Genomic DNA, 25150 nt, shown 5'->3' on the forward strand with positions numbered 1-25150 from the left:
TCTCAATCTCTGTATTTGGTCTATGTAATTAGTTGTGTAACTTGACGCCAAAGCGCAGCGCGATCCCCAGGCCGATGGCCACCAGGGTGATGTTGATGAAGGACAGCGCCGCCACCAAGTCGGTGGAGCCGCCCGCCCACAGCGATACCAGCATCGCACCGATCACTTCCGTGCCTGGCGAGAGCAGGTACACGCCGGTCGAATATTCGCGCTCGAAGATCAGGAACACCATCAACCAGGCGCCCAGCAAGCCGTATTTGATCAACGGCAGGGTGACGTCGCGCGTCACCTGGCCACGGCTGGCGCCGACGGCGCGCGCCGCCTCTTCCAGTTCCGGGCCCACTTGCAGCAGCGCGGTGGAGATCAGGCGCATGCCATAGGCCATCCATACCACCGAATACGCCAGCCACAGGGCGAAGATGGTGGAGCGCACTTCGCGCAGCGCCGGGATCAGATGGGCGCTCAGCCACATCGCCACGCCGTTATCCATGCCCTTCAACATGCCATCCAGCCAGGCCGGCACGAACAGGAATACCCACAGAAAGGAGAGACCGGCCAGCAGGCCCGGCACGGCGCGCGGCACCAGCACGCTGTAGTCGAGCAGGCGCGTGATGCCGTCCTGCTTGCGGTGCATGGCCAGCGCAATGAAGCTGTAGCAAGCCACGGCCAGTGCACCGCCGACCACGCCGATCAAGATCGTGTTGACGATGCCGCGCACCAGCGAAGGCTGTTCGAAAATATCGCGGAAATGCTGCAGGGTCAGCACGTCGGCCAAGTGCACGCCCTCACCCCAGTACTGCACGAAGGAGCGCAGCACGATGCCCGTCAACGGCAAGATAATCGTGAACAGCAGCCAGCCGGCCAGCAGGGCAAACGCCAGCCACTTCCAGCGGCCCAGCGGCATGGCCTTGCTGCGTGCGCCCTTGCCCTTGATCGACACATATTTATTGGCAGACTTCAGCAGCCAGCGCTGTATCATCACCAGCGGCATGGTCACCATCACCAGGCAGACGGCAACGGCGGCCATCAGGTGATACGACGGCGTACCCAGTTTATTGGTCAGCTTGTACAGATAGGTCGGCAGCACCAGATGGCCTTCCGGGTCGCCCAGCACCAGCACCAGGCCGAACACTTCAAAACCCAGGAAGAACACCAGCACGCCGGCATACGCCAGCGCCGGCATGATCATCGGCAGCGATACGTTCAGCATCACCTGCATAGGCGAGGCGCCAGCCACGCGGGCCGCTTCTTCCACGTCCGATCCCAGGCTTTTCAGGGCCGACGAGGCGTACAGGTAAACGTGCGGCACGTGCGTCAGGCCGGCAATGATGATGATGCTGGTAAATGAATAGATATTCCAGGGCACGAAGCCGAGCAGCTCCTTGGCCCAGATCGAGTAAAAGCCCACAGGCCCCATCGAGACGACGTAGCCAAAGCCCATCACCATCGGCGAGACGAAAATCGGCACCAGCAGCATCGGAGCAACCCAGCTGCGACCCGGCAAATCGGTGCGCACCATGAGGAAGGCCAGCATGCCGCCCAGCGGCACGGCGATCACGGTCAAACCAAAAGCGAGCATCAGGCCATTCTTGAAGGCCATGGCGAAATCGGGATCATCAAAGATGAAACGGTAGGAATCAAAGCCGAATTCGCGCACCGGCATGAAGAAGGGTGCGGACAAAAAGCTTTGATAAAAAATCAGGAACAGCGGCAGAAAAATGGCGATGCAGGTAATCGTCACAACCAGGCCGCGCGACCAGTTCAGGCGCGACAAGAGTGAGCTTGACCGTACAGGCAAGGGCAAGATGGCAGTTTGCATGATGAATCCAATGAATGAAGGGTGCGGCATCCGCGCGCAGGTTTTAGCTGCGCGCGGCTAAGACGGCTTTACTTCTTACCAGCCGTTTCCTTCCACTGCTTCAGGAAAGCCATGCGCTTGGCTGGCCCCAGGAATTGCAGGATGATCGGGTGCACGGGCACCGGCTTGATGTTATCGGCGCCGATCACCTTGATCAGGTCAGCCGAGGTGGTCTCGCCCTTGACGTCGGCGCGGATGGCGAACAGCTTGGAATCGTTGGCGATCACGGTCTGGCCGCGCTGCGACAGGATGTAGTCTAGCCACAGCTTGCCGGCGTTGACGTTTTTGGCGTTCTTGTTGATGAACTGTACGCGCGACAGTATCAGGGTGTAATCCTTCGGCAGCACCACGCCGATCGATGGATCGGTCTTGGCGCGCACCAGTGCGTAAGAGCCCAGCACGTTATAACCGATCAGGTTTTCACCCGATGAAATGCGTTCCATCATGGTGCCGGTCGACGATTGCACGCGCACCTTGGCGGCGCCAAACGCGTTCAGCAGCCCCATGAATTGCGGGTTTTCCTTGGCGTCCTGCGCCATGAACATGAAGCCCACGCCCGATTTTTCGATGTCGTAGGTGGTGACCTTGTCCTTGAACTTCGGCGTGGTGATCAGCTTGGCGAAATCGGCATGCGTCTGCGGCACTTCCTTGGGGTCGAGCAGACGCTTGTTGTAGACGATGGCGGCCGGCTCGAAGGTGGTGCCATACGCCATGTCGTCCCACATCGCCCAGCCGGGAATTTTGGCCGCTTCCACCGATTTGTATTTCAGCGCATAACCGTCCGAGGCCAGGCGCATCTGCAAATCCATCGCCGACGACCACATCACGTCGGCCGTATTGCCGCCCGCCGCCACTTCGGAAATGAAGCGGTTGTACACCTCGGTCGAATTCATGTCGTTGTATTCAACCGTGATGCCCGGGTACAGGGCATTGAAGTCCTTGATCAGCGGTGCCGTGGCCTTGCTGTCGGTGGCGCCGTAGATGACGACCTTGCCTTCCTTCTTCGCCGCATCGATGATCTTCTGATAATCGGCCGGATAGCCGGGAGGCACTTGCGCAAAAGCGGCGCCGGCCAGGCTGGCAAAGGCGGCGGCAAGCGCTGCCTGGAGGATGGTTTTGGTTTGCATGGTGATAGGTCTCCGTCTGTAAAAGTTTTTATGACTGCTAGTTGTTATGCGCGTTCAGCGCATCAGGCCCAGCTCACTGGCACGTTTGGTGTAATCGTCGACCGCTTTTTTAACGTAGGTGCTCAGCTGCGGCCCTGTCAGGGCAAAGGGATACAAGCCTGCCTTGGCCCGCAGGCTGGCAAACTCCGGCGTGGCCATCATGCGGTCAAAGGTGGCCACCCAGCGCTGGTAGTCTGCGTCGGGCACTTGCGGTCCCATCCAGACGCCGCGGATGATGGGCCAGACTACGTCGACGCCCTGCTCGCGCGCCGTCGGCACGCCGGCCAGCACGCCTGGCAGGCGCTGGTCGGCCAGCACGGCCAGCACGCGCGCATGCTGGCCGTCCGCGTTCAGGGTGGCTTCGGAGGTATCGCCCGACACCACCTGCACGTGATTGGCCTGCATCGCCGTGAACACTTCGCCGCCGCCTTCGAGTGCGACAAAGCGCAGCACCTTGGGATCGATACCCGCCTGGCGCGCCACCAGCGCCATCTTCAGCCAGTCCTGGCTGCCGATGGTGCCGGAGACACCGATCAGCACCTTGTCCGGATGCTGGCGCAAGGCGTCGATCAGGTCGGCCAGCGTCTTGTAGGGCGAGTCGCTGCGCACGGCGATCATGCCGTAGTCGGTCCCCAATGCCGCGACCCAGCGCACATCGCCAGCCTTGGCGTTGCCGAACTTGCCCTGTGCCAGATTGAGCAGCGAACCGCCCGAAAACGCCACCAGGGTGTCAGCTTCTGCCCGGCGGCGCTGCGAGGCCATCGAATGCCAGGCCACGGCGCCGATGCCACCGGGCAGATAGCTGATGTGCATGGGACGTGACTGGCTCTGCTGCAGCGCCAGCCCTTTCCGCGCCAGCTTGCAGGTCAGGTCCATGGCGCCACCCGGCTTGGATGGCACCACGCATTCGACTGGCGCCAAGGCAGCCGCGCTGTCCGCCGCCATGGCTAGCGGCGACAGGAAAAACAGGGCCAGGAAAAGAGTGCGCAACATGGCCATGGATCAGAAGCGGTGCTGCATGCCAGCCATCAGGCCACGCTGGGTGTTGCCGAAACCTGGGTCGTCGCGCGACAGGCCCACCAGCTGGTTGTTCTTGGCCTTGGCGTAGGCGCCCACCACATACAGGTCGGTACGCTTGGACAGGGCATAACGCACGCGCGCCACGTACATGATCGGATCGGCGTCCGTGTTGGCAGCGACGTTTTTCACGTCCTGGTAGTAGATGGCGCCGGTCAGCGTGACGGCCGGTGCGGTCAGGTAGCTGACGCCGCCCCAGTAGATGGTGCCGCGCACGTCCGGCTTGCCGGTGGCCGCCGGATCGAGCTTGTAATCGCGCGCCACGGCCTGCACCTTCCATGCGCCTTCGTTGTACATCGCACCCAGGTGATAGGCGGTGGTTTTGTCGCGCCCGCCGTTGGCTATCGTATTGCCGTTGACTTTTTCATAGGTCGCCAGCAGGCTGACAGGCCCGGCCTTGTAGGTCACGCCGCCAGAAAACTTGGCGCTGTCCTGCGCGCCGCTCGCCTGTTCGCCGAAACCATACGAGGCGCCGTACTTGAAGTCGCCGGCGCTGCCCGAATACTTGACCATATTGTCAAAGGCCGTGGTCATGCCATATTTGCTGGGACCGGTGGCGTTGCCCGAGGTTGCCCAAGAGTAATTGGGTGCATACGCCAGCGGGTCGAACGGCAGCACGAAGTCATACACGGTAGTAAACGAACGGCCCAGCACCAGGCGGCCGTAGCTGCCCTCCAGGCCCACATAGGCCTGTCGCTTGAACAGCGCGCCGTCGGAAGCGCCGGTATCCATCAGGATGCCGCCTTCCAGATTGAACACGGCTTTCAGGCCGCCGCCCAGATCTTCGCTGCCGCGAAAGCCCCAGCGCGAGGTATTCATGCCGCCCGAGGTGACGCGGCTCATCGAACCTTTCGATGGCGAGGCATTGCTGATGTTGTCGATGCCGACGTCGAGCAAACCATAGAAGCTGACGTTCGACTGGGCTTGCGCGCCACCGGCTGCGGCGGCGAGAACGGCCATGGCGGCCAGAGAGAATGCGGTTCTTTTCATGAGGGTCCCCTGTTTTTAGATATAGTTATGAGTGATATGCCTGATCACTTCTGTGAATCAGGAGCACACTATATGAGAACCTTCCTTTCAATTGGCTTTCAGAGTGATAGCTGTCGTCAAGCAACCACAAGTGAGCGCAACTTATTCGGCGCTGACGCTATCGGCGATAGCATCTGCAGGCTTACACTGCATCCTTTCAAACGAATGGCGGAGACCATGCGCATATTATTAGTGGAAGACCATCTGGAACTGTCGCACTGGCTGGCAAAAGCACTGCGCGACGCACACCTGACGGTGGAGACAGCCCACAACGGCGCCGATGCCGACGCCCTGCTGCACACGCAGGAATACTCGCTGGTGCTGCTCGACCTGACCTTGCCCAAGATGGATGGCCTGGACGTGCTGCGCCGCCTGCGCGCGCGTGGCGGCACGCGTGGCAAGACGCCCGTCATGATACTGACGGCGCGCGGCGGCCTGGATGAAAAAGTCCAGGGCCTGAACCTGGGCGCCGACGATTACATGGCCAAGCCCTTCGAACTGGCCGAACTGGAAGCCCGCGTAAAAGCCCTGCTGCGCCGCAGCCAGGGCAACGAGGCGCTGGTGCACCATTGCGGCGCGCTCAGTTTCGACACCGTCACGCGCATGTTCAGCTATGCCGGTGCAGCGCTGGCGCTGACGCCGCGCGAACACGCGGTGCTTGAAGCGCTGATCACGCGCTCCGGCCGCGCCGTATCGAAAGAAAAACTGTTCGATGAAGTGTTCGCGCTGGCCGACGACGCCAACCTGGACGCCATCGAGCTGTATATCCACCGCGTGCGCAAAAAACTGGAAAATGGCGCCGGCAGCGGCGATGGCGCGGTGATCACCACCCTGCGCGGCATCGGCTACCTGCTGCAGCCGCGCAGCGCCATGGCGGCCACGGCGTCGAAATGACGGCCCGCCGGCCCGTGCTGGAACGCCTGCGGCTGCGCCTTGCCCAAGGCATGCCGCTGGGTAGCCTGCGCAGCCAGCTGCTGCGCTGGCTGCTGATACCGCTGGTGATACTGGTGCTGCTGGACGCCGTCTTTGTCTACCGCAATGCGCTCGATGCGGCCGACATGGCCTATGACCGCTCGCTGCTGGCCTCCACCCGGGCGCTGGCCGAACGCGTCTCCATCGTGAACGGCAAGGTGGTGGCGGAAGTGCCTTATGTGGCGCTCGACAGCTTCGAAACCGATACCCTGGGCCGCATCTACTACAAGGTCACGGGCCTGAACGGCGAGCTGGTATCCGGTTATGACGACTTGCCGCCGGTGCCCAAGAACGTGCCCCGTTCGGAAAATTATCCCGCCCTGGTGCGCTTCTACCACGCCGATTACCACGGCAAGCCGATCCGCATCGCCGCCCTGCTGCAGCCCGTCTACGACGACTCGATGCGCGGCATCGCCCTGATACAGGTGGCTGAAACGCTGGACGCCCGGCGCGGCCTGTCGAACCAGATACTGTTCGATACACTGCTGTGGCAAGCGGCCATGGTGCTGCTGATGGGCGCCCTGGTGTGGTTTGCCGTAAGGCTGGTGCTGCAGCCACTGATGCGCCTGAAGACGGAAGTGGAAACACGTACCCTGTCCGACCTGTCCGACGTCGATCCTGTCCTGGTGCACCGCGAAATGCGGCCGCTGGTCAGCGCCATGAATGGCGCCATGGGCCGTTTGCAGCAGTTGATCGCCAGCCAGCGCCGCTTCATTGCGGACGCCTCGCACCAGCTGCGCACCCCATTGACGGTGCTGAAAACGCAGGCCGAACTGGCTTTGCGCGAGTGCGACCGCCAGCCCGATCATCCGCACAATATGGCGGCCCTGCGCGACATCGTGAAGTCCATCGCCAGCACCACCGATTCCACCGTGCTGCTGGCCAACCGCCTGCTGACCCTGGCCCGCATCGAACATGGCGGCGAAAACCTGCCCATGGAAGCCGTGTCGCTGCGCGAACTGGCGCAACAGGTGGGCCTGGAATTGGCCATGAGCGCCGTCAGCCGCGATATCGACCTGTCGCTGGAAGCACTGGATGACGCGCCGGTGCAGGGGCAGGCGCTGCTGCTGCATGAATTGATCGCCAACCTGGTCGACAATGCGCTGCGCTATACGCCCCCCGGCGGCAACGTGGTCTTGCGCGTGCGGGCCGCAGCGCCAGACACCCTGCAGGGCGCCGTGCTGGAAGTGGAAGACAGCGGCGCCGGCATTGCGCCGGCCGAACGCGAACGCGTTTTCACGCCGTTTTACCGCGTTGCCTCGGCGCTGGAGCGCAACCCAGGCGGGGCAGGCCTGGGCCTGTCCATCGTGCGCGACATCGCCGCCCTGCACGGCGCCAGGCTGGAACTGGCGACAGCAAGCTATGGCCATGGCTTGAAGGTTAGTGTGCACTTCAACCTGGCGATTTGACTTGCATGAAACATGACAGGACTGCAGCGCGACACTGTAAATCGCATGTTGCCTAAAAACAACACGTAATTTATTTTTAATACTTAATTGGCATCCACATTAATCAATTGCCTTACGTAAATATATTTATCCCTATAAAATTCGGCCTCCATTAAGCGGCAAGACCATCTTTCCGTTTTAATTAATTTCTTAGGAATAAAAATGAAAAAGCAATTGTTTGCAGTAGTCGTAGGCGCCGCTCTGGCATTCCCACTGTTCGCACAAGCTGAAGGCGCTTATGTTGGCGGCAATATCGGCCGTGCAGAATTGAAAGCCGGCGGCGACGGCTTTGGCAAAGAAAACAAAACCAGCTTTAAAGCCTACGCTGGCTACGATTTCACCGCCAATTTCGGCGTGGAAGCTGGTTACGCCAGTTTTGGCAAACTGAAAGGCAACGATGGCACGGAATCGTCCAGCGGCGATACCAGCGCACTGTACGCAGCTGTTACCGGCACGCTGCCACTGAACGAACAGTTCTCGCTGCTGGCTAAAGTTGGTATCACGCGCAACGAAACCAAAATCAAGATCGACGATACCAACTTCCATTTCAGCAGCACCGAAAACAAAACCTCGGCCCTGATTGGCGTAGGCGCTGCTTACAACATCAACAAAAATCTGTCGGCTGTCGCTGAATACGAACATTTCGGCAAAACGCTGGAACTCGGTGGCGCAAATATCAAGGCATCGCAATTCTCGGTAGGCCTGCGCTACAAATTTTAATTCACGATTTTTTGTGAATTAAAATTAAGCCATTAATACGGCATTAAGGAAACCGGCTGAATAGCCGGTTTTTTTATGCCCACCTCAAATGCAGCGCTGCTGCGGATGTTATGATCGCGCCCTGCAATTTGAATGAGGGCGCATGCCATGATGAGCAAAGAAGAAGTCGCTGAACTGTTTGACAATATCAAAGAAAATGCTCCCTGGGATCTGTCCCAGCCGCTGCTGTGGGGCTATTACTTCACCAATCCCACGCCGGAATCGCTGGAACAGGCGGCCGCTTTGCTGGCCATGCAGGGCTATCGCCCGGTGGAACTGTACCAGCCCGAACTGGAAGATGCTGCCGCGCCGCCGGTGTGGGTGCTGCACGTGGAAAAAGAAGAAGTGCATGGCGTTGACAGCCTGCATGCGCGCAATGGCGAACTGATGCAATTCGCCCAGGAACACCAGCTGGCCAGCTATGACGGCATGGATGTGGGCCCGATCGGCCAGCAGCAGGATGTGCCGCAGTTCTGATACGGTGCGGACATAACAAAACGGCGCCAACTGGCGCCGTTTTGCATGCAACCGAGGAAACTTAGCTCAGATTTTCCAGGCGTATCTTGGTCACCGTGCCCACCACGCTGCTCAGGGCTTCCATCTTGGCAATCGCTGCCGTGACGTTCTTTTCCTGCGTCTGGTGCGTCAGCATGATGATGTCCGTTTGCGTCTCATCTTCGGCCGGCTCCTTTTGCAGCATGGCGTCGATCGAGATGCCGCCATCGGCCAGGATGCGCGTCAGGTCGGCCAGCACGCCCGGCTGGTCGGCCACATGCATGCGCAGGTAATAGCTGGTGGTGATTTCGGACATCGGCAAAATCGCGATATCGGTCATGGCGTTCGGCTGGAAAGCCAGGTGCGGCACGCGGTGTTCCGGATCGGCAGTGGCCAGGCGGGTGATGTCGACCAGGTCGGCGATCACCGACGAGGCGGTCGGCTCGGCGCCCGCGCCACGGCCCGAATACAGGCTGGCGCCGACGGCGTCGCCATGCACCAGCACTGCGTTCATGGCGCCTTCCACGTTGGCGATCAGGCGCTTGGCCGGGATCAGGGTCGGATGCACGCGCAATTCGATGCCTTCCACGCCATTGACGGTGGCGCGCTTGGTGATGCCCAGCAGCTTGATGCGGTAGCCCAGTTGTTCGGCATAGCGGATATCGACCGCATTGAGGTTGCTGATGCCTTCCACATAGGCTTTATCGAATTGCACCGGGATGCCGAAGGCGATGGCCGACATGATGGTGGCCTTGTGCGCGGCGTCCACGCCTTCGATGTCGAAGGTGGGATCGGCTTCCGCATAGCCCAGTTCCTGCGCCTGTTTCAGCACGGTGGCGAAATCGAGGCCCTTGTCGCGCATCTCGGACAGGATGAAATTGGTGGTGCCGTTGATGATGCCGGCGATCCATTCGATGCGGTTGGCCGTCAAGCCTTCGCGCAGCGCCTTGATGATGGGGATGCCACCGGCGACAGCCGCCTCGAAGGCCACCATCACGCCCTTGTCCTGGGCGGCGGCGAAAATCTCGTTGCCATGCACGGCCAGCAGGGCCTTGTTGGCCGTGACCACGTGCTTGCCATTGGCGATCGCCTGCAGCACCAGGGTGCGCGACAGGTCGTAGCCGCCTATCAGTTCGACCACGATATCGATGTCGGGATCGTTGACGATCAGGGCCGGATCATTGACCACCTTGCAGGCGCCGGCGACCAGCGCTTCAGCCTTGGCCACGTCGCGCACGGCGACGGCGACGACTTCGATGCCGCGGCCGGCGCGGCGTTTGATTTCTTCCTGATTGCGCCGCAAGACGCTGAACGTGCCGTAACCGACATTACCCAGGCCCAGCAGGCCGATTTTGATGGATTTCATAATGTACTAAAAGCTCATAAGTGACGCGCGCCAGAGGCACGCGCCAGGTTGATCGAGTGTGCTGCTGCCGGCTCAGCCCCGGCTGTGACGCTTGCGGTAACCTTCGAGGAAGCGCGCAATGCGTCCCATGGCCTCGGTCAAGTCGTCGGAATTGGGCAGGAAGACGATGCGGAAATGGTCTTGCGCGATCCAGTTGAAACCCGTGCCCTGCACGATCAGCACCTTGGCCTCGGCCAGCAATTCATAGGCAAACTGCTGGTCATCGGCGATCGGGTAGATCAGCGGATCCAGGCGCGGGAACATATACAAGGCCGCTTTCGGCTTGACGCAAGTCACGCCCGGAATCTCGGTCAGCAGCTTGTGCGCCAGGTCGCGCTGTTTCAGCAAGCGCCCGCCCGGGCCCACCAGGTCGTTGATGCTTTGATAGCCGCCCAGCGCGGTCTGGATCGCGAACTGGCCCGGTGCATTGGCGCACAGGCGCATCGAGGCCAGCATGTTCAAGCCTTCGATGTAATCCTTGGCGTGGCGCTTTTCGCCCGACACCACCATCCAGCCGGCACGGTAGCCGCAGGAACGGTAATTCTTCGACAGGCCATTCAGGGTAATGAACAGCACATCATCGGCCAGCGAGGCGATGGACACGTGCTCGGCTTCGTCGTACAGCACCTTGTCGTAGATCTCGTCGGCGAAAATGATCAGCTGGTGCTGGCGCGCCAGTTCGACGATCTGCAACAGCAGTTCCACCGGATACAGGGCGCCGGTCGGATTGTTCGGGTTGATGACGACGATGGCGCGCGTCTGCGACGTGATCTTGCGGCGCATGTCCTCGATATCGGGATACCACTCGTTTTGCTCGTCGCAGACATAATGCACGGGATTGCCGCCGGACAGGCTGACAGCAGCCGTCCACAGCGGATAGTCGGGCGCGGGCACCAGCACTTCGTCGCCGCTATTGAGCAGCGCGTTCATCGACATCACGATCAGTTCCGAGGCGCCATTGCCCAGGTAAATATCGTCGATGGTGACGCCGGCGATATTTTTACTCTGCGTGTAGTGCATGACGGCCTTGCGCGGCGCGAACATGCCCTTGGAATCGGTATAGCCTGCCGCGTTCTGCAGGTTCAGCATCATGTCGCGCACGATCTCGTCGGGCGGGTCGAAGCCGAACACGGCCAGGTTGCCGATGTTGAGCTTGGTGATCTTGTGGCCTTCTTCTTCCATTTGCCTGGATTTTTCCAGGACCGGGCCGCGGATGTCGTAGCAGACATCCGCCAATTTATTCGATTTCTGAATCGGTCGCAAAATAAATCCCTGTCGTGATACGGCGCGGCTCGCCGACGCTTGCGGCGTGGCATCTGCACCAGAACTATGAAACCATGAGACTGCAATGGCGAAACAACAATACGAAACGTGTATTCTCGCCGAAAGCAGGCCATTTTATCAAATTAAACATGGTGGACAGCGGCATTTGGCGCAAAATCTGCCAAAGCTGCCTGCCGCGCAGGCACTGCGTCGGTCGCACTGTCTTCACCATTGCTTCACTTTGCGCACATCGGCCCGCGCTACCATGGCGCTGCACCGCTTGCATCTGCCCGATTTAATTGCATTTAGAAAAGATTCCCCCTGCCATTCGCTCTTTTCAAGCATTTATGGCATGCTTACGCCCCTTCGCCGCAGTACGGCAAGCGCCCCCGATCAACCGTCCAGAGCAGCCCAAACGCCATGAAACTTCATGCCAGCACCACCCAACAATACCAGACCGTCACCGGCTACGATGAAAACGGCGTCGAGATCAACGCCCAGCCGTATAACTATAGCCTGATCGTGATGCCGGAAGTGCCGCCACGGGCGTGGGAAGTGGCCAGTTTTGAGGCATTGACCGAAGCGCATTTCGCGCAAATCCTGGCCGATGCGCCCGACGTGGTGATCCTGGGCACCGGCGAGCGCCAGCGCTTCGTCCACCCCAAGCTGACGGCCGCGCTGACCATGCGCCGCATCGGCGTCGAATGCATGGATAGCCAGGCTGCCTGCCGCACCTATAACATCCTGATGGGCGAAGGCCGCAAGGTCACGCTGGCCCTGATTTTATCGAGCGGCAAGGGTAGCGCGGCATGAAGAAATTCAATATCAACGAATTGCACACCTCGCGCGTGCTGATGTGGTCCCTGCTGGGCATCTTCATCGTCGTTACCCTGTACGCGCTGGGCATCCGCACGCTGGTGCCGCCCGATGAAGGCCGCTACGCCGAAATGGCGCGTGAGATGCTGTCCACTGGCGACTGGATCACCACCCGCCTGAACGGCATCAAGTACTTTGAAAAACCGCCGCTGCAAACCTGGATGAACGCGCTGACCTTCGCTGCCTTCGGCCTGGGCGAGTGGCAAGCCCGTTTGTGGACGGGCTTGTGCGGCATCATCGGCGTCTGCATGACGGCGCTGGCCGGCAAAAAGGTGTTTGGTCCGCGCATCGGCCTGTATGCGGGCCTGGTGCTGGCGTCCAGCCTGTTCTGGCTGGCGTCGGGCCAGATCAATTCGCTGGACATGAGCTTGTCGGCCATGATGACCATCGTGCTGGCCAGCCTGCTGATCGCCCAGCGCGATGACGCTACGGCCGCCGAGCAACGCAACTGGATGCTGGCCTGCTGGGCCGGCATGGCGCTGGCGGTGCTGGCCAAGGGCCTGATCGGCATCGTGCTGCCCGGCGCCGTGCTGGTACTGTACACCGCGTTCTCGCGCGACTGGCGCATCTGGACCCGCTTGCACCTGGTCAAGGGCCTGATCGTGTTTTTCGCCATCGCCACGCCCTGGTTCGTGCTGGTCGGCCTGCGCAATCCCGAGCAGCCGCACTTCTTCTTCATCCACGAGCACCTGGAACGTTTCCTGAAAAAAGGCCACCAGCGCGAAGGCGCCTGGTACTACTTCCTGGTGCTGCTGATACCCGGCATCCTGCCGTGGATAGGCGTGCTGCCGCAAAGTATCGCTGCCTCCTTCAAGCGCCAGGACGGCGCCTTCCAGCCCCGTTTGATGGTGCTGATCTGGGCCGTCTTCATTTTCTTCTTCTTCAGCTATTCGACTTCCAAGTTGCCCGGCTACATCGTGCCCGTCTTCCCTGCGCTGGCCCTGCTGATCGCGCTGTACCTGGAATCGGCATCGCGCCGCCAGCGCATGCTGGCCGCCGGCCTGCTGACGGCCCTGGGCCTGGCCGTGCTGGTGATCGTGCCGTTCGCCTTCCAGCACGCCAGCGCACGCGACCCGCTGGAACTGGCTGCACTGAAAGGCTATCAGCCGTGGGTGATGGCGGCCGGCTTCTTCGCTCTGGCGGGCGGCGCCCTGGCCCTGCTGCATGCACGCCAGCTGCGCCGCGACATGACGGTGCTGACGATAGCTGGCGCCGGCTTCCTGGCTACGCACTGCATCCTGGCCGGTTCCGAACTGTATGGCCAGAACCGTGCCGGCACCGATCTGCTGCCGCAGATCCAGGCCGAACTCAGTGCCGACACCAAGATCTATTCGGTGGGCATTTATGAACAATCGCTGACGTATTACTTGCAGCGCCCGGTGATCCTGGTCGACTATTGGGATGAATTCACCTTCGGCCTGGAACAGCAGCCTGAGCTGTCACTGCCGAAAGTCGAGCAATTTGTCGCGCAATGGACGCGCGATGCGGCCAACGGCGTACGCGACGTGGCCATCATCAGCCACGACCAGTACAAGCAGTTGCAACAGCAAGGCGTGCCGATGCGGCTGGTGGCGCAAGATGCGCGCCGCATGGTGATTGCCAACAATATCGTTGTTGGCAAATAGCAAAAACCTCTGTTTGCCCAATCTGATCCGGGACCAGCGCGTCCCGGATGTTTGGCCATCACGCCCGGGCGCTACGGAAACTGCCGCGCCACCACCCCGAATAAAGCTATAAAATAGCGTTGCCTGCCAGCGGACACGGATCACGCTGGCAACAATCACAATAATACGGCCTACACCATAAAACCCAAGAACAAGACGAGTGCCCCATGACCTCTGCCCTGCCCTTTTTGCCATTTTCCAAACCCACTATCGATGAAGCCACCATCGCCGCCGTCGGCGAGGTGCTGCGCTCTGGCTGGATTACCAGCGGGCCAAAAGTGCAAGCCTTCGAAGCACAACTGTCCGAGTACTTTGGCGGCCGCCCCGTGCGCACCTTCAATTCCGGCACCTGCACCATGGAAATCGCCCTGCGCATCGCCGGCATAGGCCCTGGCGATGAAGTCATCACCACGCCCATCTCGTGGGTGGCCACCGCCAACGTCATCATCGAAGTGGGCGCCACGCCGGTGTTTGCCGATATCGACCCGGTCACGCGCAATATCGACCTCGACAAGCTGGAAGCGGCCATCACGCCGAGAACCCGCGCCATCATCCCCGTCTACCTGTCGGGCTTGCCGGTCGACATGGACCGCCTGTACGCGATTGCCGACAAATACAAGCTGCGCGTGGTGGAAGACGCCGCGCAAGCATTTGGTTCCGAGTGGAAAGGCAAGCGCATCGGCGCGTTTGGCGACTTCGTGTCCTTCAGCTTCCAGGCCAATAAAAACCTCACCACCGGTGAAGGCGGCGCGCTGGTGCTGAACAACCTGGAAGAAGCCAGGCTGGCCGAAAAATACCGCTTGCAAGGCGTTACCCGCAGCGGCGTCGATGGCATCGATGTCGATGTGCTGGGCGGCAAATACAATATGAGCGACATCATGGCTGCCATCGGCCTGGGCCAGTTCGCCAATATCGAAGCGATCACGGCACACCGCCGCAGCCTGGCGCGTCATTATTTTGCACAGTTCGGCAGCGATTTCGAGGCACAGAGCGGTGCGCAATTGCCGGTAGCCGACTTTGAAAACAGCAACTGGCATTTGTTCCAGATCATCCTGCCCGACAACGGCCCCGGCACGCGCGCGGCCTTCATGCAGAAAATGGCGGAACAGAATGTGGGAACCGGCTACCATTACTCGCCCATCCATTTGTTCACCATGTACCGCGAGCGCGGCTTCACGGAAGGCATGTTCCCCGTTGCCGAAAAAATCGGCTACCTGACCGTGACCCTGCCGATGTTCTACGCCATGACGAAGCAGGACGTGGAACGCGCCGTCGCCACAGTCAAATCCATCCTCATCAAGTGAGCAGCGTGCCGATGAAACCTGAACTGTCCATTATCATTCCAATTTACAACGAACAGGATGGCCTGGCCGCCCTGTTCGCGCGCCTGTATCCGGCCCTCGACGCCCTGCAGACCAGCTATGAAATCATCTTCATCAACGACGGCAGCCGCGACAATTCGGTGGCTATCCTGGCCGAACAGTTCCGCCAGCGTCCCGATGTGACGCGGGTGGTGCTGTTTAACGGCAATTATGGCCAGCACATGGCCATCCTGGCCGGCTTTGAAGCCTCGCGCGGCCAGATCATGATCACGCTCGACGCCGACCTGCAAAACCCGCCCGAGGAAATCGGCAATCTGGTGGCAAAGATGCGCGAAGGCTACGACTACGTCGGTTCGATCCGCCGCAAGCGCCAGGATTCGGCCTGGCGCACGCTGGCCTCGAAAATGATGAACCGCCTGCGTGAAAAGATCACGAATATCAAGATCACCGACCAGGGCAATATGCTGCGCGCCTATGGCCGTAATGTGATCGACCTGGTCAACCAGTGCGCCGAAGTCAATACCTTCGTGCCGGCGCTGGCCTACACCTTTGCCCGCAAGCCGACGGAAATTACCGTCGAGCACGAGGAACGTTCGGCCGGCGAATCGAAATACTCGCTGTATAGCTTGATCCGCCTCAATTTCGACCTGGTGACGGGCTTTTCGCTGGTGCCGCTGCAAATCTTTTCCATGCTGGGCATGGCGCTGTCGCTGGGTTCGGCCCTGCTGGTGGTATTCCTGCTGATACGCCGCTTCCTGCTGGGCGCGGAAGCCGAAGGCGTGTTTACGCTGTTCGCGATCGCCTTCTTCTTCATGGGCGTGATTCTGTTCGGCATCGGCCTGGTGGGCGAATACGTGGGCCGCATCTTCCAGCAAGTGCGCGCGCGCCCACGCTACGTGGTGCAGACCATCTTGCAGGACGGCATGGTCCAGGCAGAATCGGAAGCGCCATCGTATGTGCGCCTGGACAAGCGCCAGGTGAGCCGCTGATGCGCGCCGTCGTTTTTGGCTACCACAACGTGGGCGTGCGCTGCATCAAGGTGCTGCTGGCCGGCGGCGTGGATATCGCCCTGGTCGTCACGCATGAAGACAGCCCCACGGAAAACCTGTGGTTCGAGTCCGTCGTCAGCCTGTGCCAGGCCGAAGGCATCCCCTACATCACGCCAGCCGACGCCCGCTCGCCGGAACTGCTGGCGCAAGTGCAGCAGGCGCAGCCGGACATGCTGTTCAGTTTTTACTACCGCAACATGTTGCCGGCTAGCATACTGGAAGTCGCTCCCGCCTATAATATGCACGGCTCGCTGCTGCCGCAATTCCGTGGCCGCGCTCCCGTCAACTGGGCGGTGCTGCATGGCGCCACGGAAACTGGCGCCACCTTGCATGAAATGACGGTCAAGCCGGACGCGGGCGCCATCGTGGCGCAGACGGCCGTGCCGATCTTGCCCGACGACACGGCGTTTGAAGTGTTTGGCAAAGTCACCGTGGCCGCCGAACAAACCCTGTGGAACGTGCTGCCTGCCTTGCTGGACGGTACGGCGCCGCGCCAGCTGAACGATTTGCGCCAGGGCGGCTACTTCGGCGGACGCAAGCCGGAAGATGGCCGCATCGACTGGACCTTGCCTGCGCAACAAGTGTACAACTTGCACCGCGCCGTGGCGCCGCCGTATCCAGGCGCCTTTACCGAAGTAAATAATGTCGTTTACATTATCGAAAAAGCCCGTTTGAGCCTGCGTCCTGCGGGAAGTTTGCCACCGGGCTTGGCAGTAGTGGATAATTGCATCTTTGGCGTTTGCGGAGACGGCCACATGCTTGCCATTTCCGCATTGACGGCTGGCGACGCAGCGATTTCCGCTGCACAGCTGCAAAGCCGCCTGGCCGCCCCCGTCAGCGCACACTGAACATTACATAGAGAATCTCATATGAAAAAAGTCCTCATCTTAGGCGTCAACGGCTTCATCGGCCACCACCTGTCCAAACGCATCCTGGAAACCACCGACTGGCATGTCTATGGCATGGACATGAACACGGACCGCATCACCGAACTGCTGGACAACGAAGCGTATAAATCGCGCATGCACTTCTTCGAAGGCGACATCACGATCAACAAGGAATGGGTGGAATACCACGTCAAGAAATGCGACGTGATCCTGCCGCTGGTAGCCATTGCCACGCCATCGACCTACGTCAAGCAACCGCTGCGCGTATTCGAACTGGACTTCGAAGCCAACCTGCCTATCGTGCGTTCGGCCGCCAAATACGGCAAGCACCTGGTCTTCCCATCGACTTCGGAAGTGTATGGCATGTGCCACGACGAAGAGTTCGATCCGGAAAACTCGGAACTGATCTGCGGCCCGATCAACAAACCGCGCTGGATCTACTCGAACGCCAAGCAATTGATGGATCGCGTGATCTGGGGCTACGGCATGGAAGGCTTGAACTTTACGCTGTTCCGTCCATTCAACTGGATCGGCGCCGGCCTGGACTCGATCCACACGCCTAAAGAAGGTTCTTCGCGCGTCGTGACGCAGTTCTTTGGCCATATCGTACGCGGTGAAAACATCTCGCTGGTCGATGGCGGCGCGCAAAAACGTGCGTTCACTTACATCGATGACGGTATCGATGCGCTGATCCGCATCATCGCCAACAAGAATGGCGTAGCCAGCGGCAAGATCTACAACATCGGCAACCCGACCAACAACTATTCGATCCGCGAACTGGCCGGCATGATGCTGACCCTGGCTGCCGAATATCCGGAATACGCCGAAGGCGCGAAACACGTAAAAATCGTGGAAACGACCTCGGGCGCCTACTATGGCGCCGGTTACCAGGACGTGCAGAACCGCGTGCCGAAAATCACCAATACCTGCGAAGAGCTGGGCTGGGCGCCGACCACCACCATGGCCGATTCGCTGCGCAACATTTTCGACGCCTACCGCAGCCAGGTAGCCCAAGCCAAAGCCCTGATGGATTAATGTTGAGCAAGCCCTTACTGACCCTGAAAATCGACGTCGATACCTATCGCGGCACGCGTGAAGGCATGGGCAAGCTGGTGCGCATGCTGGCCGCGCACCAGGCCCGCGCCACCTTTTTGTTTTCGCTGGGCCCCGACCATACGGGATGGGCCTTGCGGCGCGCGCTGAGACCTGGCTTTTTCAGCAAGGTGTCGCGCACTTCGGTGGTCGAGCACTATGGCTTGAAAACATTGATGTACGGCACATTGCTTCCCGGCCCCGATATCGGCAAGCAATGTGTGCAAGAACTGCGCGCCGTGCGCGATGCCGGCTTTGAATGCGGCATCCACACCTGGGATCACACCTTGTGGCAAGACAACGTTGCCAAGCGCGGCGCTGCCTGGACCATCGGCATGATGCGCAAGGCCGCCACCCGCTATCAGCAAGTGTTCGGAACAGAGCCGCACACGCATGGCGCGGCCGGCTGGCAAATGAATGTCAGCGCCTTTGTCGAACATGACACGGCAGGCTACCGCTATGCCTCCGATGGCCGCGCCATCCTCGATGAGCGCGGTGCAATGGTGTATCCGGGCAATGGTCCGCACCGTCTGCGCAATGGCAATACCTTGCTCAAATGCGTGCAATTGCCCACTACCCTGCCCACCCTGGATGAGCTGCTGGGCTGCGAAATCGATGGCAAGACGCTCTCAACGGCCAATGTCGCCGAGCATATCCTGGCGTTGACGGCAGAAAATCGCCGCGACCATGTGTATACCTTGCATGCGGAACTTGAAGGACAGAAACTTGCCCCCATTTTCGAGCAGTTGCTGACAGGCTGGAAAGCCCAGGGCTATGAATTCGCCTCCATGGGCGATTATTATGAAAAAGTAAAAGACACGGAATTGCCCATCTGCCCCGTCACCTGGGGTGAACTGCCAGGCCGTTCGGGACGCCTGATTGTGCAGGGCAAAGCTGCCTGAATGTTGTATTGTTCCACCTGGATGCGTTGCCAGGATAAAAACAGCGCTGATGATCACCGTTCAGGAGAGAACCTGTGGCTGATAGCCAATCCCTCGTAAGCCTACCCGACTTTAGCGCCGCCATGACCAGCGGCAAAACCTTTCAGTTGCTGGGCCGTCCAGCCAAGACCACGGTGCTGTTTTTTTACCCAAAAGACAACACTCCAGGTTGCACGACTGAAAACATGGCCTTCCGCGACGCGCATCCGCAATTTCTCGCCGCCGGCGCGGAAATCTATGGCATCAGCCGCGATTCCCTGCGCTCGCACGAGAATTTCAAAGCCAAGCTGGAACTGCCGTTCGAATTGATTTCCGATCCGGACGAAGCCGTTTGCCTGCTGTTCAACGTCATGAAGATGAAACAGATGTATGGCAAGACGGTACGCGGTGTCGAGCGCAGTACGTTTATTATTGACGCAAAGGGCCGATTGGTGAAAGAATGGAGAGGCGTGAAGGTCGCCACTCACGTAGAAGAAGTGCTGGAATTCGTAGCGCATCTGAACTGATCAGTTGATCGTATGCGTTGCCAGCTCTCAGCAAAAACGTCACTCAACCCGTCTTCCAGTTCACTGTACAGATCGCAATCTTGAGTCAACGCAACGCCTCTTCCCACTTCGCCAGACGGGCCTACCGCCCGCCACTGGCGCTCCTTCCCGGCCATCTGGCCGGCCTGTCGGCAGTCATATCGTCCCTTAACATTCGTCCAGTATCCATTGTTGTTCATCGCATCGACCCCATGAGACGCCGCCAGAAGCTGGCTGCCCGTGGGCGATTCATTCCAGAAATTTTTTGATTGAGATCCTGATGCCACTGCCAAAAATACCTAGCAAGCCAGCCACCATCCTGGCAACACAAGATTACCCAACCGCAGGCGCCGCGCGCCCGGCCGGCAAGAGCCCGGCTGCCAAGAAAGTTGCAGCACCCGTCATTGAAGCGGCGCTGGCCGAAGTAGCCAAACCGGTACGCAATGCCGCCACCAAGATCAAGCAAGTAGCGGCCCTGATGGTCGCCAAGCCGGCGCCGGCCGCACAAGCAGCACCAGCTGTCGCTGCACCAGCGCCTGCACCAAAGGCCAAGGCGCCGAGTGCCAAGGTCACGCCGATCAAGTCTGCGAAGCAGGCGGAACAGCCGCATCCAGCCAAGCACAAGGCCGTCGAAGTACAGCTGAAATCGTCGGCCAGCCGCGCCGCCGACCAGCGCGGCATCAGCAAGCTGTTCGTGCTCGACACCAATGTGCTGATGCACGATCCATCGTCGCTGTTCCGCTTCGAGGAACACGATGTCTACCTGCCGATGATGACCCTGGAAGAGCTGGACAACCACAAGAAGGGCATGACGGAAGTCGCGCGCAACGCCCGCCAGGTGTCGCGCACGCTCGACGCCCTGATCAGCAATACGGATGACGACGCCATCGAGCAAGGCATCTTGCTGTCCAAACTGGGCAACAAGGACGCCAAGGGCCGTTTGTTCTTCCAGACGCGTTTGCAAAGTGCCGATCTGCCTGCTGGCTTGCCAGTTGGCAAGGCCGATAACCAGATCCTGGCCGTGGTGCGTTCGCTGGAATCGGAACAGGAAGGCCGCCCCGTGGTGCTGGTGTCGAAAGACATCAATATGCGCATCAAGGCGCGCGCGCTGGGCTTGCCGGCCGAAGATTACTTCAATGACCATGTGCTGGAAGACACGGACTTGCTGTATTCGGGCATCGTGCAATTGCCTGACGATTTCTGGAACAAGCATGGCAAGGACATGGAATCCTGGCAAGAAAGCAAGAACGGCTACAGCTCCACCTTCTACCGCGTGACGGGTCCGTTCGTGCCTTCGATGCTGGTCAACCAGTTCATTTACCTGGAACCGAAAAACGGCGAAGCGCCGTTCTATGGCCAGGTGAAACAGATCAACGGCAAGACGGCCGTGCTGCAAACCTTGCGCGACTTCAGCCACACGAAAAACAATGTGTGGGGCGTAACGGCGCGCAACCGCGAGCAGAACTTCGCCCTGAACCTGCTGATGAATCCGGAATGCGACTTCGTCACCCTGCTGGGCCAGGCCGGTACCGGCAAGACCCTGCTGGCCCTGGCCGCCGGCCTGGCGCAAGTGCTGGAAACCAAGCTCTACAACGAAATCATCGTCACCCGCGTGACGGTGCCGGTCGGTGAAGACATCGGCTTCCTGCCAGGCACGGAAGAAGAAAAGATGTCGCCATGGATGGGCGCATTCGACGACAACCTGGAAGTGCTGAACAAGTCCGACTCCGATGGCGGCGAATGGGGCCGTGCGGCAACGCAAGACCTGATACGCTCGCGCATCAAGATCAAGTCGCTCAACTTCATGCGCGGCCGCACCTTCGTGAACAAGTTCCTGATCATCGATGAAGCGCAAAACCTGACGCCGAAACAGGTCAAGACCCTGGTCACGCGCGCCGGTCCCGGCACGAAAATCCTGTGCCTGGGCAACATCGCCCAGATCGATACGCCTTACCTGACGGAAGGCTCGAGCGGCCTGACCTATGTGGTTGACCGCTTCAAGGGCTGGTCGCACAGCGGTCACGTGACCCTGGCGCGTGGCGAGCGTTCGCGCCTGGCCGATCACGCCAGCGAAGTACTGTAAGCATAGCCACCGCGGCACAAGCCGCAGTTGCAAACAAAAGCCCCGCTGGCAGCGATGCCAGCGGGGCTTTTTTATCTCTAACAAAGAACAAATGCCACACTTACTACTCATACAAATACATCAGAGTAGCATCATGATAATTTAATCCATCTGCTGGGCGTAACACGCCAGGCTAGCGGACTGAGGCGAACAATATTGATCCGCGGCTTTCCTCGCTCATCATGATGCTTATCACGTCTTGCAAAAAATCATCTAGCGGGTGCCGCGAGGCGCAAATACCTACCCTAGCCCACCAGCACCAGTTTCCGGTTCACGAATTCCATGATGCCCAGGTCAGACAATTCACGGCCGTAACCGGAATTCTTGACGCCGCCGAACGGCAGTTCCGGCGCCGTGACGGCAGGCGAATTGATGAACACCATGCCCGTGTCGATCTGGCTGGCGATGCGCTTGCCACGCGTAATGTCTTTAGTAATGACCGTGCCGCCCAGGCCGAAGGGCGAATCATTGGCCAGGGTGATGGCCTCTTGCTCATTCCTGACGCGGAAAATCATCGCTACCGGCGCAAAAAATTCCTGGTAATAGACGGGGTTCGATGGCGCCACATCGGTAAGGATGGTCGGCTCCATGAAATAACCGCTGCGGGCTATGCGCTTGCCACCCAACATCACCTTGGCGCCGCCTTCGAGCGCCTGGCCAACTTGCTTCAAGGCTAGTTCCAGCGCGGCCAGGCTGGACATGGGCGCCAGGGTGGTCGAGGCTTCCATCGGATCGCCCGGCAGCAGTTTTGCCAGTTCGGCCTGGAAACGGGCGAGGAAGTTATCGGCGATCTTCTCATCGAGGATGAAACGTTTGGAACCCGTACACACCTGGCCGGAATTTTGCATGCGGCCAATCACCGCCAGCTTGACGGCGGTATCGAGGTCGGCGTCATCGAGCACGATGAAGACATCGCTGCCGCCCAGTTCCATGGTGCTTTTCTTCAATGCCTTGCCAGCCGTGGCCGCCACAGAGGCGCCGGCCCGTTCGCTGCCGGTCAGCGCCACGCCCTTGACGCGCGGGTCAAGAATGGCGCTCGCCACCTGTTCGCTGCTGATGAACACATTCGTGTAGGCGCCGACCGGCGCACCAGCGTCGATGAACAATTGCTCGAAAGCCAGTGCGCATTGCGGCACATTGGACGCATGTTTGACGAGCAAGGTATTACCTGCCATCAAATTCGGGCCAGCCACGCGGGCCAGTTGGTAATACGGGAAATTCCACGGCTCGACACAAAAGATGACGCCCAGCGGACTGATTTCAACGTGGGCTTCGCCGCGTTTGACATCGATAGACTTTGGCGCCAGGAAGGTTTCGGCATTATCCGCGTAATAATCGAGAATCTTGACGCACAGCGACACTTCCTGCTGCGCTTCCTTGAACAGCTTGCCCATTTCCAGCGTAATCAATTTGGCAAACTCGTCGCGCCGTTCCTTGAGCAAGGCGGCAGCCAGTTTGACGATGGTCTTGCGCTCGGCGTAGCTGCGCTGGCGCCAGTCGGTTTCATACAGATCGGCCGCCACGGCCAGCATATTGTCGAGCTGTGCATCAGTGTGGCTGGTAAAAGTCTCAACAACTTGTTCGCTGTAGGGATTGGTGGTCTGATAAGTCATGGTCTATCCTGTGGTGTGCAGTGCGAAGACAGCCAGTATCGCGCCCACCAGGAATCAGGACGGTGCGCAGACGTACATAGCGCACACATCCTTTAGCTCACTACCAGCCGCCGCCCAAGGCACGGAATACTGCCACCGCCGCGCGCGCCTGGTCGGCATGGATGCGCACCAGCTGATCGCGGGCAGCCAGCAATTGCCGGTCTTCCTGCAGCACTTCATACAGGCTGCTGGCGCCGCCCAGGTAGCTTGCCTGCGCCGCATCGCGGGCGCGCTGTTCGGCCGCCACCTGCCGCGCCACTTCCAGTTGCTCCGCTTCCAGTCCGCTCAGGCTGACGATGGCGTTTTCCACGTCTTCGGTGGCGCGCAGCATGGCTTTGCGGTACACGGCCAGCGCTTCAGCGTGGGCCCCCTTGGCATGCGCCACTTCAGCGTCGACCTTGCCAAAGTCAAACAAGCGCCAGCGCAAGCCCGCTACCGCCTGCGGTTGAAAGGACGCTGCCGACACCAGTCCGCTGCTGCCCAGGCTGGACAGCCCCAGCAAGGCCGACAGCGACAACGATGGATAATATTGCGCGCTGGCCACACCGATCAGTGCATTCGAGGCAGCCAGGCGGCGCTCGGCGGCGATCACGTCGGGACGGCGGCGCAGCAGATCGGCTGGACCGTGCGAGCTGGCAATGGCTGGCGTGGCAATATCCGGCGCGGCGCCTTTTAACTCCCCGGCATACGTACCGGGCTGGGTGCCCATCAGCACGTCCAGCCGGTTCAGCTGGATATCGCGTTCGGTCGTCAACGGTGGCATGGTTGCCTTGGCCTGCGCCAGCACGGCTTCGGCCTGGGCTGTTTCGCGTTCGGCCGACAAGCCATCGGCCTGGCGCAAACGCACCAGTTCCAGCAACTGCTGATTGGCATCGACCTGCTGCTGCGCCGTGACGATGCGGCGTTGCGCACCGCGCACGCGGAAATACGCATCGGCCGCTTCGGCCGCGACGGAAATACGCACGCCCAGTTGATCGGCTTCGGCCGCCTGCGCTTCAGCCACGGCGTTTTCCGTGCCCCGCTTCAAGCCGCCAGCCAGGTCCAGCTCCCAGCTGTCGCCCACGCCGGCGTCGTAAATCGATTGATAACGTGCATAGCCTGGCAAGTTGCTGGCGATCAAGCCCAGCGGGCTTTGCAGGGACTGGTGCTGGCGGGCCACGCTGGCATTCAAATCGCCCGAGGGCAATTGCCGCGCGCCCGCTTCATTGGCTGCCGCGCGCGCCTGGGCGACGCGCGCCATGGCAGCGTCCAGGTCCAGGTTTTGCGCCAGCACGCGTTGGATGATGCGTTCAAGCGCGGGATCATTGAAACCATTCCACCAGGCATCGAGCGCCGGCGCGGGCAAGCTTTCCTTGCGCCCATTGTGTCCGTCGAGTTTCGCCTGGCCCTGATAACTGGCCGGCATCGCTGCTTCCGGCGCACGGTAATCCGGTCCCGCCACGCAGCCGGCCAGCAACATGGCCAGCAAGGCGCTTGCCCCACTGCGCAAGCTGAACGGCCGCACGCCATCGATACGATTGTTCATAGTTCACTCCCTGTGATGCAGCGT

The 25150-nt window shown here is 60.2% G+C and carries 22 protein-coding genes; 14 read left to right on the forward strand and 8 right to left on the reverse strand.

What is annotated here, in order from left to right; all coding sequences use genetic code 11:
• Positions 1–28: 28 nt before the first annotated feature.
• From HDE72_RS11210 to HDE72_RS11225, 4 genes are all read right to left on the reverse strand, one after another.
• The gene (locus tag HDE72_RS11210; RefSeq protein WP_183740586.1) at positions 29–1819 is read right to left on the reverse strand and encodes an ABC transporter permease; all 1791 of its coding nucleotides are present in this window, start codon (positions 1817–1819) and stop codon (positions 29–31) included.
• Positions 1820–1887: 68 nt separating this feature from the next.
• Positions 1888–2985, reverse strand: a complete 1098-nt coding sequence (locus tag HDE72_RS11215) for an ABC transporter substrate-binding protein (RefSeq protein ID WP_183740589.1) — start codon at positions 2983–2985, stop codon at positions 1888–1890.
• 54 nt (positions 2986–3039) lie between these two features.
• Positions 3040–4023: a Bug family tripartite tricarboxylate transporter substrate binding protein gene (locus HDE72_RS11220; RefSeq protein ID WP_183740592.1), complete on the reverse strand. Its 984-nt coding sequence runs from the start codon at positions 4021–4023 to the stop codon at positions 3040–3042.
• Between the two features lie 3 nt (positions 4024–4026).
• Positions 4027–5091 (reverse strand): porin, encoded by a 1065-nt coding sequence (locus tag HDE72_RS11225; RefSeq protein ID WP_183740594.1) that lies wholly within the window; start codon positions 5089–5091, stop codon positions 4027–4029.
• A 216-nt stretch (positions 5092–5307) separates the two neighbouring features.
• Here HDE72_RS11225 and HDE72_RS11230 point away from each other — a divergent pair, with 216 nt between their 5' ends.
• From HDE72_RS11230 to HDE72_RS11245, 4 genes are all read left to right on the forward strand, one after another.
• Positions 5308–6024: a response regulator gene (locus HDE72_RS11230; protein ID WP_183740597.1), complete on the forward strand. Its 717-nt coding sequence runs from the start codon at positions 5308–5310 to the stop codon at positions 6022–6024.
• The gene (locus HDE72_RS11235; protein ID WP_183740600.1) at positions 6021–7511 is read left to right on the forward strand and encodes a sensor histidine kinase; all 1491 of its coding nucleotides are present in this window, start codon (positions 6021–6023) and stop codon (positions 7509–7511) included. The genes HDE72_RS11230 and HDE72_RS11235 overlap by 4 nt, the downstream gene beginning before the upstream one ends.
• A 201-nt stretch (positions 7512–7712) precedes the next feature.
• A complete protein-coding gene (locus HDE72_RS11240) occupies positions 7713–8270 on the forward strand; it encodes a porin family protein (protein ID WP_183740603.1) in 558 nt (185 codons plus the stop codon).
• A 147-nt stretch (positions 8271–8417) separates the two neighbouring features.
• Positions 8418–8786 (forward strand): ribonuclease E inhibitor RraB, encoded by a 369-nt coding sequence (locus HDE72_RS11245; protein ID WP_183740606.1) that lies wholly within the window; start codon positions 8418–8420, stop codon positions 8784–8786.
• 61 nt (positions 8787–8847) lie between these two features.
• Here the strand turns inward: HDE72_RS11245 and HDE72_RS11250 are convergent, their stop codons facing one another.
• Together HDE72_RS11250 and HDE72_RS11255 are read right to left on the reverse strand one after the other, a co-directional pair.
• The gene (locus tag HDE72_RS11250; protein WP_183740609.1) at positions 8848–10170 is read right to left on the reverse strand and encodes a homoserine dehydrogenase; all 1323 of its coding nucleotides are present in this window, start codon (positions 10168–10170) and stop codon (positions 8848–8850) included.
• A gap of 72 nt (positions 10171–10242) precedes the next feature.
• Positions 10243–11472, reverse strand: coding sequence for a pyridoxal phosphate-dependent aminotransferase (locus tag HDE72_RS11255; protein ID WP_183740612.1), 1230 nt, complete (start codon positions 11470–11472; stop codon positions 10243–10245).
• 85 nt (positions 11473–11557) lie between these two features.
• Between HDE72_RS11255 and HDE72_RS11260 the strand changes: the two genes are divergently transcribed.
• The 10 genes from HDE72_RS11260 to HDE72_RS11305 all read left to right on the forward strand — a co-directional run bounded on the left by HDE72_RS11260 (position 11558) and on the right by HDE72_RS11305 (position 21910).
• Positions 11558–11896, forward strand: a complete 339-nt coding sequence (locus HDE72_RS11260) for a hypothetical protein (RefSeq protein ID WP_183740615.1) — start codon at positions 11558–11560, stop codon at positions 11894–11896.
• Entirely contained in the window at positions 11893–12285 is a 393-nt protein-coding gene (locus HDE72_RS11265; RefSeq protein WP_183740618.1) for an Mth938-like domain-containing protein, read from the forward strand. Before HDE72_RS11260 ends, HDE72_RS11265 begins: the two co-directional genes overlap by 4 nt.
• A complete protein-coding gene (locus HDE72_RS11270; RefSeq protein ID WP_221291237.1) occupies positions 12282–13973 on the forward strand; it encodes a glycosyltransferase family 39 protein in 1692 nt (563 codons plus the stop codon). The genes HDE72_RS11265 and HDE72_RS11270 overlap by 4 nt, the downstream gene beginning before the upstream one ends.
• 206 nt (positions 13974–14179) lie before the next feature.
• Positions 14180–15316 (forward strand): DegT/DnrJ/EryC1/StrS family aminotransferase, encoded by a 1137-nt coding sequence (locus tag HDE72_RS11275; RefSeq protein ID WP_183740621.1) that lies wholly within the window; start codon positions 14180–14182, stop codon positions 15314–15316.
• 11 nt (positions 15317–15327) lie between these two features.
• On the forward strand, positions 15328–16323 hold the full coding sequence (locus tag HDE72_RS11280) for a glycosyltransferase (RefSeq protein WP_183740624.1): 996 nt from the start codon (positions 15328–15330) through the stop codon (positions 16321–16323).
• Positions 16323–17231, forward strand: a complete 909-nt coding sequence (locus tag HDE72_RS11285) for a formyltransferase (RefSeq protein ID WP_183740627.1) — start codon at positions 16323–16325, stop codon at positions 17229–17231. The genes HDE72_RS11280 and HDE72_RS11285 overlap by 1 nt, the downstream gene beginning before the upstream one ends.
• 21 nt (positions 17232–17252) lie before the next feature.
• A complete protein-coding gene (locus HDE72_RS11290; protein ID WP_183740630.1) occupies positions 17253–18305 on the forward strand; it encodes a bifunctional UDP-4-keto-pentose/UDP-xylose synthase in 1053 nt (350 codons plus the stop codon).
• Positions 18305–19264 carry a polysaccharide deacetylase family protein gene (locus HDE72_RS11295; RefSeq protein WP_183740633.1) on the forward strand — a complete coding sequence of 320 codons (960 nt, stop codon included), beginning with the start codon at positions 18305–18307 and terminating at the stop codon, positions 19262–19264. Before HDE72_RS11290 ends, HDE72_RS11295 begins: the two co-directional genes overlap by 1 nt.
• A gap of 74 nt (positions 19265–19338) precedes the next feature.
• Positions 19339–19809, forward strand: coding sequence for a peroxiredoxin (locus tag HDE72_RS11300; RefSeq protein ID WP_183740636.1), 471 nt, complete (start codon positions 19339–19341; stop codon positions 19807–19809).
• A 298-nt stretch (positions 19810–20107) separates the two neighbouring features.
• Entirely contained in the window at positions 20108–21910 is a 1803-nt protein-coding gene (locus HDE72_RS11305) for a PhoH family protein (protein WP_183740639.1), read from the forward strand.
• A 284-nt stretch (positions 21911–22194) separates the two neighbouring features.
• Here HDE72_RS11305 and HDE72_RS11310 read toward each other — a convergent pair whose 3' ends face one another.
• Together HDE72_RS11310 and HDE72_RS11315 are read right to left on the reverse strand one after the other, a co-directional pair.
• Positions 22195–23562 carry an NAD-dependent succinate-semialdehyde dehydrogenase gene (locus HDE72_RS11310; protein ID WP_183740642.1) on the reverse strand — a complete coding sequence of 456 codons (1368 nt, stop codon included), beginning with the start codon at positions 23560–23562 and terminating at the stop codon, positions 22195–22197.
• A gap of 100 nt (positions 23563–23662) precedes the next feature.
• The gene (locus HDE72_RS11315) at positions 23663–25126 is read right to left on the reverse strand and encodes an efflux transporter outer membrane subunit (protein WP_183740645.1); all 1464 of its coding nucleotides are present in this window, start codon (positions 25124–25126) and stop codon (positions 23663–23665) included.
• Positions 25127–25150 lie beyond the last annotated feature (24 nt).

It is taken from the genome of Janthinobacterium saanense (genome assembly GCF_014200675.1).
In the GTDB taxonomy this organism is placed as follows: domain Bacteria; phylum Pseudomonadota; class Gammaproteobacteria; order Burkholderiales; family Burkholderiaceae_D; genus Janthinobacterium.